The organism is Granulicella sp. dw_53, from assembly GCF_018449545.1.
In the GTDB taxonomy this organism is placed as follows: domain Bacteria; phylum Acidobacteriota; class Terriglobia; order Terriglobales; family Acidobacteriaceae; genus Edaphobacter.
Genome location: NZ_JAAVUR010000033.1, coordinates 1 through 12,201, shown reverse-complemented (window position 1 = coordinate 12,201; position 12,201 = coordinate 1). Strand labels below are relative to the sequence as shown.

8 protein-coding genes and 1 pseudogene are annotated in these 12,201 nt (G+C 51.0%); all 9 read right to left on the bottom strand.

Annotated features, from left to right (window positions below):
* On the bottom strand, window positions 1–222 hold a 222-nt coding region (locus tag HB393_RS24630), incomplete at its 3' end, for a transposase (protein ID WP_218624069.1).
* 181 nt (window positions 223–403) lie between these two features.
* Window positions 404–649: an IS66 family insertion sequence element accessory protein TnpB gene (gene tnpB / locus HB393_RS24625; protein WP_345945431.1), complete on the bottom strand. Its 246-nt coding sequence runs from the start codon at window positions 647–649 to the stop codon at window positions 404–406.
* Window positions 650–819: 170 nt separating this feature from the next.
* A pseudogene (locus tag HB393_RS25455) lies at window positions 820–972 on the bottom strand (transposase); the annotation flags it as partial.
* A 165-nt stretch (window positions 973–1,137) separates the two neighbouring features.
* Complete coding sequence (locus HB393_RS24615; RefSeq protein WP_213807879.1) at window positions 1,138–1,674, bottom strand: hypothetical protein; 537 nt, start codon at window positions 1,672–1,674, stop codon at window positions 1,138–1,140.
* Window positions 1,675–1,788: 114 nt separating this feature from the next.
* On the bottom strand, window positions 1,789–4,254 hold the full coding sequence (locus tag HB393_RS24610) for an RHS repeat-associated core domain-containing protein (protein ID WP_213807878.1): 2,466 nt from the start codon (window positions 4,252–4,254) through the stop codon (window positions 1,789–1,791).
* Window positions 4,251–7,883, bottom strand: coding sequence for a hypothetical protein (locus HB393_RS24605; RefSeq protein WP_213807877.1), 3,633 nt, complete (start codon window positions 7,881–7,883; stop codon window positions 4,251–4,253). Before HB393_RS24605 ends, HB393_RS24610 begins: the two co-directional genes overlap by 4 nt.
* Window positions 7,880–8,728: a hypothetical protein gene (locus HB393_RS24600; RefSeq protein WP_213807876.1), complete on the bottom strand. Its 849-nt coding sequence runs from the start codon at window positions 8,726–8,728 to the stop codon at window positions 7,880–7,882. The genes HB393_RS24605 and HB393_RS24600 overlap by 4 nt, the downstream gene beginning before the upstream one ends.
* A 116-nt stretch (window positions 8,729–8,844) precedes the next feature.
* Window positions 8,845–9,882 carry a hypothetical protein gene (locus tag HB393_RS24595; protein WP_213807875.1) on the bottom strand — a complete coding sequence of 346 codons (1,038 nt, stop codon included), beginning with the start codon at window positions 9,880–9,882 and terminating at the stop codon, window positions 8,845–8,847.
* A gap of 1,108 nt (window positions 9,883–10,990) precedes the next feature.
* On the bottom strand, window positions 10,991–12,061 hold the full coding sequence (locus tag HB393_RS24590; RefSeq protein ID WP_213807874.1) for a PDDEXK nuclease domain-containing protein: 1,071 nt from the start codon (window positions 12,059–12,061) through the stop codon (window positions 10,991–10,993).
* Window positions 12,062–12,201: the final 140 nt, after the last annotated feature.

Sequence of the window (12,201 nt, the reverse complement as noted above, 5' to 3'; positions counted from 1 at the left end):
GCCTACCTCAAGCTCTTCCAGTTGCAAGTCCAGTTGCTCGACCTGTCGAACGATCTTCTCGCTCTTGGCCCCGAAGAGCATCCGCTGCAGCTTATCGAGCAACAGCTTGAGATGAGCGATCTCGCTGGCTCGCGAAGACAGCTGCTCGTGCTGCGTTCTCACCAGAGCCTTCATGGCTTCGGGATCGAGTATATCGAGATCGGCCAGGACCGAGGCGGGCATGAGCGAAGTATGCCATAAAACACCAGTCACTTAAAGCACAAAACCCTCATGGATACTGAACGAAACCTTATACACTCATCACCCGTTCCGCCGTCCGGACTGGGTGCCTCCAATCGATCCCTTCCAGCAGCATCGAGAGCTCCGCATGGCTCAACGACACCGTGCCCGCAGCCGCCTGAGGCTAGATAAAGCGGCCACGTTCGAGCCGCTTCTGAAACAGGCATAGCCCGTCGCCATCGAACCAGAGCACCTTCACCATGTCGCCGCGACGGCCACGAAAGACGAAGACATGGCCGGAGTAAGGATGCTGCTCAAGAGCAGTCTGGACTTGGGCGGCAAGCCCCTGAAAGCCGCGCCGCATGTCCGTCACTCCTGCAGCGATCCAGATCCGCGTCGCCGTGTTCTGTCGCTTGAGCGGAAGGTCCATCAAGCCCGCAGACTCTCAACAATCGTGCGTATGAGCGCGAGATCCGCGTTGCCTTCAACCGAGATCACCGCCCCACCTGGCAGATCGATCCGTATCGAGCTCGTGCTCTCAGAGGTACGTTGACGCTCCGGGAGAACGTCGCCAGTCACCACCACCGGGACCAATCCAGCCGCAGCCAGCTTACCGTCGCGATACTCGCGACGCCAGTGAAACACAACGTTCGCGTTCAACCCATGCGCTCGAGCCACCCGAGCCACACTCGCACCAGGCTCCAAGGTCTGCTCAACAATCAGCCGCTTCTCAGCAGCAGACCGCCGTCTGCGAACCTGTCGAACCAACGATCCAGAATCATCCATCCGCCATCGTCAACCCCTAGCAACCGCCACGCCAGATGGGAAGATCACACGCTTACAAAGCAACAGGTAAATGGCATGCACAAACGTCACTCTGCTTATACATGAAGGCATATGCATCGTACTGATGGGTCGCTATTTCGTAGGCGGCTGCGAGGGCGATTTCAGTTCCTTCCAGGACTGTGGCGGCGAGATGCAGCCTTCGGGTCGATATGCTGTTCCGGCAGCGAAGATGTCGATACCGCTCACTAAGCGACGGGCAGTCTTCTTATTCCAGTAGAGTTCGAAGGCCACGCCATCAGCCTCGTCCACCCAGTAGATTAGGTCTTTTCCACCAACAACAGCGCTCCCACTGCCTACCAACCAATGTTCTTGGCCCTTTGGGTAAGCCCGTCTGACTTCGTCCGCTGTGCTGTCGATGTGAACTCCATTCGATAGAGCGAACCTCGGCGTGTGGACCGACATCTGATAAATCTTTCCGTCCTTGAAGAGCGCATAGACTCCGGTCGCATTCCGGTCGATATCGAGCCAGTGGTAAGACCTATCTGGGCATCTGTTGCGCAGGCTGTTTTGCACATCCTCGTCTGTGTTCGCATGTGGCGGGAACGTCGCTTGGAACTCGGAGAAGGTAGAGCCTAGTCTCAGGCCAGCAACACTTTTACCTGGGCTCACGATGCCACTCGCTGGAGTTTGGGCATTAGCTCTCCACAGAAAAGTGCAGGAAATTAGCACTACAATTCGGATTAGTCTATTTTGCTTCATCGTTGACCAAATCATCAGTAAGCGTTAGTTATGGAAGCAGTTGTTCATAAGCGCCACGACATTGCTGCCGTAATTGCCGCCCGTTGTGCCCTTGTCGATTGTATTGGGATTGCCGCTTACGTTCTTTCCTTTCGGGTGTGTTCCTAGGCCCATATTGTAGGTTGCGGCGGTCGCCTGAGCGAGTTGATTGCTGCTGAAGTTCGGATGGGCGGATGCCAAGAAGGTCATGTTCGAACTCAGCATCCCGGCTGAGAAGTTCGCAGCGAAATTGACGTTGTATGCCTGTGCGGATTGGACGCCCGGATTGGCGCCAAGATCGATCTGGAAAACACCGGCTCCTTTCCCTCCTCCATACTGTGCGATATTTTGCATGCCGCTCTCATGGACACCTACAGCTCCTAAAAGGACAGGGTCTATTCCATTTGCATTTGCAGCACTATTGATCGGGCTCTGGTACTGGTTGTAGTACCTATTCATTGCTCCTGCATTTGTCTTGGCTGTTGAAAGTGCAGCAGAACATCCAGTGCCAGGAGCGAACGCGATCTGCCCACCCATGTACCCCATGTCATAGGTTGTGATTGTGTTCCCGCTTGAACTGGCAGTGACCTTGATACTTGCATCAGTATTGCCTGCCCAGTTTCCACCTTGATCCTTGCAGTCCTGTTGGGACGCTCCCCCGTACTGCACTTCGTCATCTCTTGTTCCATCGTCCCAAATGCATTGATCGAGCCCAGTGGGATCGATGTATTTCAGAGGGTTGTTCAGCGCATACGAGTAGAGATTGAGGCTCTGTGGGTTCCCAAGATCGGCGAAGTCTAAGACTGACGGGTCGGGACTCACAAACCGGCCCATGCTTGAGGCGTAGTACCTGGCCCCAAAGTAGTCGTTGCCGGATTCTGAGTCCCGCTCTTTGCCGGTAAAATGTTGTTCTGTAGCCCCCAGGCTGGCGGCCTGATTGTTGGGTAACATCTCTCCGAAGGGCAGACTTTGGTAAGTGGCTTCCGTATTACCCGCATAATCAGTTTGCACACGGCGACTACCAAGCCAATCATTGAGGTGAAAGTGAACGCCCTGTTGGTCGTAGGTTGCTACTAAATGACCTGCCGCGAAGACGTTGGTGTGCACCCAGTTTCCTGCACCATCAACTTCGGTCACCTGTTCCCCTCCTGGCCCCAGAACATAACCAGCGGTTTCCGAGAAGCCATTGATGTCACTATTGCAATTCCACACTGAGATTGTTCCTTTTACAACACGCCCTCCCTCGCCATCATAAATGTAGGATGACATCCCCAACGGCCCACTGCTCGCGCATAAACGACCTTCCGCGTCATAGAGAAACTGATGTATCCCGTCGTTCTGTAGATTTCCGCCCTGATCGTAAGCATCCACAGGATAAGACGGCGACTGTGCAGTTCCAGTCGCGTGATTGTTCGAATCGTAGTTTGCCCAGTTATTTGTATAGGAGGACGAAAAATCTGGCTGACAGGCGGTATTCAGAAAAGGTAAATTGGAAGCTCCTTGAGTGGTGCGGTTTCCAAAGGAATCGTATCCCCAACACATATACTGAGTTGCGCTTCCGTTTGGAATATAGGTGGCAGTGTTAAGACGATTGACCCCATCGTAGGCGATGCCGCTCCACTGCCCATTGATGGAATCCGAGTATGCCGCGATATTGCCGTTACCTTGATAAGCAGAGATCGCATAAGAATACAATGGCGGGGCGGTCGATCCCATCGAACTCGAACTGATTGTGAAACTGACAGGATTCGATGAGGAAGGAGCATACACACCGTTTCCCAAAAAGTTTACAACTACGTTATGCAATCCGGGAGCCCAGTTACCAGTAATCGCCTGGAAGTGGCCACTTTGATCCAGAGCCATCTGGCCCCAGGCTCCTCCATCCAGACGATAGTCCACAACGCCGCAGGCAGAGTTACAACTCACCTGTACGTCGACAGCGGTACTTTGCCCCGCGAACAGATAGCTTGACCCGATCTTTGCGCTCGTGGTCGTTGGTTGCATCGAAGTGCCACTCGTCCAGTGAAACGATGCTGTGGAGGATAGCGTGACGCTCAGTTGCGTCAGTTGCGCACCACCTCTCATCTTAAAATAAATAACTCCGCCTGGTGCACTCTTTGCATTTACCGGACCACCACAGTCGCAGGAGAACTTCGCCGCTATACCTGAGGCGATGGAATCCGGCGTAGAGAATTCGCCGAAGGCCACGATCTCCGTATGATAGTTCACCGAGACCGTAATGGTGCCTGAGTCCCAAGCGTTAATAGCATCAAGATGCTGTTCGGTTCCTTCAATCGTAAGGGAACCGGTCGACGAGGCGTAGGCCTTTCCCAGAAGGCCGAATAGAATCACGAGCACCAATGCTTTTACTTTGTGCCTCGACACAAACCGCATATTCATATCACCCTCAGTGGAGCGAAATCCAGAATCTAAATCAGAAGGTGAAACGTTCAGCCTTCTAGTGTCGCTCATGGATGTATAGCACTCTCTGCCGTCGGCCGTAACCGGTTATCGTAGGCACGAGTTACTTTGATTGCCGTGCCCAATGTCATGCTCGTAATAGCGCCAGCAGGAGCATACGAATTTCCTGTGAACAGCGTTGCTGGATGGGTCGAGTCTGCCCATGAGCTATCCAGATTTTGTAGTCGGCCTGTAGCGTCGTAATGATTTGCGAACATGATGGAATGGACGCCGTTGGTGTAAGCTGTCAGATTGCCTGCAAGGTCGTAATCTGTAATCGAATTGTAGGGCACTCCAGCCATGCACTTTGCAAGATGGCACTGCTGCTCGCTCTTTACTCGGCCCAACGGGTCGTATGCAAGAATTGTGCGAAGTGTTTTATACCCGGTGGGTGAGGTGAATGGACCGCATGCTCCCGACGTAGTCCACTCATAAGTTAGACGACCGAGGAAATTACCTCCCGAAGGATTAGATTGCCCGGTGTCGTACTGATAGCAGGTCGAAGGGGTGGCCATTGCAATCGCATTCGATGCTGCATCGATTCCAGAGAAGGTTTTGTCTGTCAGTCGATTTAAGGAGTCATAGCCATAGTGGCTTGTAACATTGCGACTATCGGTCTTCCGCTTGAGATTCCCATTCGCGTCATAACCATAGGTATTGCTCCAGAGTGCTGGCGCACCACCCGGAGCGGCACAACTGTACCCAGGAGGCAGGGCTTCCGGATTACACGATGCAGTTAGACGCGCTAAGGAGTCGTACCTGAAATTTCGGTATCGAACCACTTCACCGCCGGAACCCACTTGCCTAATATCCGTGAGGTTCGTCAGTGCGTTATAACTATAGTCAGTTTCCAAAGCTATACTGCCGTTCAGTGGATTGGGTTCCACCACGGCGGTCAATTGCCCAAGCGGGTCTGTAACTCTTTGGGTGTGGTGGCCGACTTCATCGGTTGAATCGACCCAACTCGCGGCGACCATGGAACTATGATTCGAAGAGCAGTTTGGCTGTCCGTTTGTGGCGACGCCATCGTAGCAATTGTAGATTGCAGTGTTATCGGGATTCGTTATCTTCGTGGTCCGCCCCAGAGCATCATAGGTATAGTAAGTGGTACCCAATGGAGGATCTCCAGCCGCAGGTATGGCACGATAAGGATTGCTGACCGAGTTTACGTTTCCAAGAGCGCTATAGCTGGTATCGACGGTGCTACCTGCAGTATCTGTCTGATGAATGATACGGCCCAATCCGTCGTATATATTTGTTGATCGAAGCACGCCATCGGTCGACAAATCCTTGTCTTGCGCGATAGCCATTTGGGTCATGCTTGGGTAAGTAGCGGTAGTCCAGTTTTCAACACTCGTCCCAATAGCTCTTTTGATATAAGTAAGCCGACCGAGAGGATCATGGAAGTATTGTGTCACTATCCCATTCGGATCCGTTACGCTGGTGATATCTCCCGTATCGCAATCGTAAACATATGAAGTTGTCTCCGAAATAGTGGAAGGACTTTGATATGCAGCTATAACCGTCTGAGGAAAGATACCGGAACATTGATATGCGGGAATGCTCGTTTTGTTGTTATTGGCGTCGGTAATGAGATTGGGTTTTCCATCCGCATTGTAGGTCGTACTCGTGGTCTCATATTGTCCAGTGGTATTAAGCCAACGGCTCACAGCAGTCTGATTGCCAAACTGATCATATCCATACGTGTTTAGTGCAACTTGGTTTCCACCACCATCCAATACCTGGGTCGACGCCGGAAGCGTCAACATATTGGCATTTTTCTTGCCTAAATCCGTAGTAAACGATGGGGGAGAAGACTTTGTTTGAAGAATATTGCCGGATCCGTCTTCGATTGCTGTTTGATATGGAACGGCATAAGGAACAGGCATACCGGTTGGCGGTACCGTCGTACAGCCCTCGGCGATCAGTGCACACCAATAAGCAGAAGCGGTAAAGAGCGTGGGATATTGGTTGGTTATCGTAGATTCGACCGTATTATTCACATAAGTAGTTATGGTCTTGGGAACAACCGCTGTGAAATTGGATATGACATAGGCACAATCGACGTTTTGCGAATTGACGTCATATTGCGTATTCACAGTCTTCAACGGACTGCCTGAGGCCGCACCCTGATAATAAGATGTCTGGGTCTCATAGTAAAAACCCGACTGTAGACATTCCGCGCTGGATGAAATGGATTCTAAGTTATGCTTCGTGACATTGCCCAATGAGTCCGTGACATTGGTCCAAATCGGAGGGCCGAAAGTACGATAGGTATGGACTCCTCCTGCATCGACAGTTTCAGGCCCATAGGTATATGTGGTCGAAGAGAGATTTCCCAGACCATCGTTTTTTACAATCTGCTGAACACTGCGGTATGCGGGTCTAGTACGTGGATCCGCTGGAAGCACATTCGTATTCACATATGAAAACGTAGCTGAGGCGCCGGTGGGATAGATAATTTTATTCAGAGTCCCGTAAGATTCGGAAGAGTATGAGTTGCCATTGCTTTGAGTTGTGTTGGCGGCGTCATATATAAAACCCCAATACGGGTTGGTAGCCAAACTGGTGCCTTGTTCGTTTGGCAAAACAACGGATTGAATCGCAGTAAAATTCGTGATGGTGTTGATAAAACCATTAGTGTCAGTGGATGGATCCGCAAGACTATCGGGCATGCTCGGATCGAAGTTATAGAAGCCGGTGTGGGCGACTATTTGCGTATAGCACAGTAGATATTGGGTGGAATTACCGTTCGGTCCGGGGAAACTGAGTTGAATGCTGTAGAGCGGCTGTTGATTCGGCACACCCAGGTTTGGGCAATTGGTGACATCACCCGTCTGGCCGATGATGGGCCCGACATTGTTTTGCCTGCCGTATTCCACATCGGGGAAGATATGTCCGAGAGAGTCAATAATTTGCGGACCAACTGTTGCATTTTGTGGGCCTATCCGCTGTACAGCATTTCCATATGGATCGGTAACCGTGCCGCTGTGATATGCAATGCCATCGGGTGAATATACTGTTCCGCAGCCAAGGCAACTCAAGGGGTTTGCTGGGTCGAAGCTTGCAGGAAGTACCAGACTATATCCGGATCCGTCTGTGGCATAGAGCCTGTGCGTGTTAGTGCTGTCGTAGAGCATTTGGTGACTGCTACCGGTAATATCCGAAATATTCCATTGTTGGATCAAAAAACCCGCTATAGAGCAAGTATCGCCTTCCCCGAGATCATAGCAATTGAAATATCCCGCACTGGAGATTGTCGAAAACTGAGGTTCCCATGCGTTGTAGGACGTTAGTAGCTGGACGCCAGCTGCTTTAGCTACCTGTATTGGTTGATAATCATAATACCAAATGCACGTATCGAAGGCGGAGTTACATACTTCTTGTTGGATAAAAGGGGAGGTATTAAAATTAAGGGAGAAGGAAAGAGGCGGCAACTTACCTTTTTGCGGGATGGACACAATAGGTATCTGCCCATATACGTTACCGGTCTGCAAATTCACATGATAGATATCCGAGTCAAAATATGGACCAAAGGGTCTTAGCCCGATATCAGGCAGAGTCGGATTCTGAGCAGGGCAACCTACGACCAAGCAGAATAGAAAGAATAGGCTATGAATGCCTCTCACACGTATTCTCATTTCTTGAGCTCCTGGTCAAATTGTTGGGTATCAAAAGCTGCATCCATCGCTATCGCGACGAGCGATAACACTTGTTTATGATGGTTGCCAAAGGAAATCGCGATCTGCGATGGGACGAGTAAGCCATCTGAGTTGGTGTAGCCAAGATAGGACACTTCTTCCCAGATATTGTTGTTCTGATGATGCAGATTCGAAGGGAGCAACTGAACTGCATCTGGGAGGCCTGTCGACGGTATCAGGATCCAATGTTGTTCCCTCAAATATGGCCCCTCTCCAGCCAAACGTCGGTAGACATCAAAGCATCGGTATCTCTCGTTGCAATCGTTATCTGTAGATAGTTTCAGAATGTATTCGGACCGACGTAATGCTATTTGGAGAGCAGCGGCAGGAATATGATCAGCTAATAGCCGAACTTGATCGAATTCTTGACTGACGTTCATAGAATGTTTTGTCGTATCGGTATCTTCCTGGCCATCGTGATTGCGAGGCGCTATGGTTGTACCCACTACTCCCCTACGATATCTCGGCATTGACGTGGACCAATCATCAAGCATAAGAAGATATGCCGGATTAGACTTTCCCCAGATTGACATGCTCATCCTAGACTTGGCTGCGTGGACGGCGTCCCAGGCTTCCATTCCCCCCGATGCTTCAACGGCCCGCTGGGCCACTTTTATCGCTTCTGGATCGCTTTTCTCCGAAGGCGGGAGGAACCATGGACTAGTTGTCGAATTTGGATTGGGGTGGCCGGATACGAGCTGAGAATTCAAAATCGGCGCCACGGTCAACCATAAGGCCGCCGATATTATTCTCAATAATGTTTTGTTTCTAAACTGAATACTCATAACGGATTGTCCCTGCGTTGACCTTTCTCGTATTACCGAACTGTCTATTGCAAATCACCATAATCACTGAATTACATCTGGCGGCTGCCAATCCACCAACCATGCCACGCGAGTTTTTACTGCAGAGTTACGAGTACCTCAATCACTCCCCTACCGGAGTCAAGATTACCCATCGCCTTGCCGACAATGGCTCCGAGCATCAGGCCTCGGTCCGTGCCCTTCATGGCGTGTCCCGGTGTCGAAGATGTGACTAGTAGATCGCCAACCTTGATCGGGCCATTCTCGCTACTGACCTTGGTTGGGACAACTCCAACCATCGCCATCGGAACTTCAGTCGTGCTGACCTTTGGATCGGTAGTTTGTCGCCTACCCAACACACCTGGCTTCGTCGAATAGATCCCCGCAACCATCTGGGAATAGGGCTCAGCTACCTTGACAACGTTACCGGGGAGACTCGGATCTAATTCCAGGACATCGCCGGGCTCGTATTTTGTCCGGTCCCCCGATACATCCATTGCCTCTGCATAATCGCCTCCACACAGGCTTCCAGTCCAAGCGGTGTTCTGAATTGTCCCGTCGGAAAACGTCATCGAGGCGCCACTGCCACTCGTTAATTTTAGATTTCCATTTACTTCGAGTTTTGCCCCGGGTGCGGTCGTACCGACGCCAACGTTTCCGTTGTTTCTCACGGTAAATAGTGTTTGGAAAGAGGTTGGTGAATTGCGGGAATTGACAGTGAAAGAGGAACTGTGGGGAATTCTTGTTTCTATTGACCCCGAAATATCTCCCTGACCTCCGTTGTTGATGTCAATGGACACTCCAAAGTAGTTTCTTAGAATTAAGTCTCCGGAGAACACGGTTCCCATTCCAGTATTGCCGACCAGGGATGAAGCTCCGTCCAGTTGAGAAAGCGTGTATAGTCCAGGATTTGTTAAAGCGTTTATAAATCCGCCGAGATGTAAGTTCGTTGCTTCCATTATGACGACCCCGTTCGCGTCACTAATCGAGGAATTTGCCAACGTCCCGGGGGTTCCTCCAAACTTGGGTATTGCATTGGCGGCTGGTGAAATCACGGTTACCGCAGTTTGAGCAGTAGCTGCAACTGCTGCAAAACAACTGAGGCAAAGCACTGACTGCCTAATTAGTTTCTGCATGTCGCTCCTTTTATTTCTGAAGAGGGATAGGGTTGGAGGGACGTCGCTGGTCACGGTATTGATGCATTGTGCCGATACAATCGGGCGCTTCGATCGCTGCTGTATCGACATCAAGACTTCCCAATGTCTTTCCCATTGCTGCGCCGGGCATGAGGTTGCGATCCGTACCCTTCATGGCGTACCCGAGGATTGAAACTGCAACAATGAATTCTGTCGGTCGATGGGCCGAAGGAGCAGGGTGTTAATAGTCGCACTGTAAATGGGAACTAAGATTGAAATTGATACCAGCAAGAGGGGGGAAAATAGATCGGAAGGCATTGTTACTCCGAGGCTGGCAGAGATACGGACGGCAAGAAAATCATAAGATATAAGTAGTTCTGCGAATATAGGACTACTTATGAACTGTGTCAACCATTTTTCGTGGGTAGCGAAATTTATTTGTGCATATGCGGTTACAAATTCAAATCTGGACCTACGGTGATTGCCCCGCTTGAAGTATCTTCATCCATAAAGATGAACGAGGGCAGATCATACAGGCGTTCCAGTTCGTGCCTACACGCCCGCAGGTTTATTAGCAAGGCCCTTCACCTAAGCTGCCGAGATAAGCTGCGGAGGTATTCCTCTTTCGATCTTCACTCCGGGATACTTTCCAAACAGGAGATGAAAATAGCAAACCGGGTCTGGGTTTAGCCCACGTACGAACAACCACTATCGGACGACTGTGCCATTGACCCTAAAGTAAATCTGCGAATTTGCCTGTACAGATTCTGTATCACCGAAAGTGAACTTGCGCAGATTGGAAAGCAGCGGACCGCTGTCGGTGTACACAGAAATTCACGCCTCAAGTAGGAGTCCTGCAAACCCGTCCTTATTGTCGAGCAAGTAGATGTTCGACGTTAGCCGACCGGCGATTGATCTGATACTTCGAGGCAGAATTAATCGCTGATTCACCAGATTCATTGTCGCCAATAATGATGTTTAGCCGGGACGGAATCTTTAGATCAAGAAGATCGAGCGTCCGATCGGTTCTATACACATATACGACTGTGTCCGTAATCTTGACAGCTTTAGAATCCAAAGGCGCCGGATTGCATCCTCATTTTTATGCTCAGAGCAAATCCACAGAGGAGGTCTTGACTCGATTCGCCAGTTCACGACGCTCTCTATCCAGCTCTGACCTCAACTCTTCTTCAGACGGAAGAACGAGTTTGTACTTGCTGGCAAATATCTGTTCGCTCTCATTGAGTATTGAGTACCGCACAACCGAGGCATCTTTGTCAGCACAAAGAATGATTCCGACTGTGGGATTGTCGTCCGGCGCTCGTTTCAGGTCGTCCATCATGCGGACGTACATATCCATCTGTCCAATGTCCTGATGGGTCAGCTCGCCCGATTTGAGATCGAAGAGGACGAAACACTTGAGCAGATAGTTATAGAAGACTAGGTCGATGTAAAAGTCTTTGGATTCTGAACTGATGCGGTACTGCCGTGCAACGAATGCGAAACCTCGCCCAAGTTCCAGCAGGAATGCCTGTAGATTGTCCAACAAGGCTCTTTCGAGATCCGCTTCTAGCAACCTGCCAACTCCCGGAAGACCTAAAAACTCCAGCATGACCGGATCTCGAACGAAATCCCGCGGGGTTTGGGAGACTGCCAAGTTGCCTCTGGCTTCGCGCTCGACGGCAGGTCGGTCTGACGTCGCCAGAAGCCGTTCGTAATAAAGGGTGCTGATTTGGCGTTCCAGCGAGCGCGTCGTCCAGCCCTGGCCCGCGGCTTCGTTCATGTACCATTGCCGAGCGGAATCGTTTTCTACCCTCAGAAGCGTGCGGTAGTGGGTCCAGCTCAATTCAGGACGCAGTGCGTCGCGAATTGGAAAGGACTGATAAAAGACCCGCATATGTCTCAAATTGGAGGCGTCGAAGCCCCTCCCAAACTCTGCCGCCAGCGATGAAGCTAAGGTCTGCAGCAGCCGAGCTCCATATTCCGCCCGTGCCGATCCACCCTGTTCGAACTCCACGATATGCCGGCCAATCTCCCAGCAAGTTTGTACCTGGACTGCATCGACGGACCGCAATGCTCTCTGGCGAGCATTCTGAATAAGGTCGCGAAGATTATGAAGAAGCTGCGACGCTCCTTCGTCTGCTTCCACCGTGTCGTCTATCACAATAAATGGGTTCATCCGTACATTTGGTGAAGTGAGTGGACGACTAGTCGAGCTCGCGATTAACCCTGATTCAGGCGCGCTGGAGAACGCGTAGCTTGAGTAGATCGAAGCTGGCGCGGCCGTACATCTGTCGCTTGATCAGCTTGAGTCGGTGG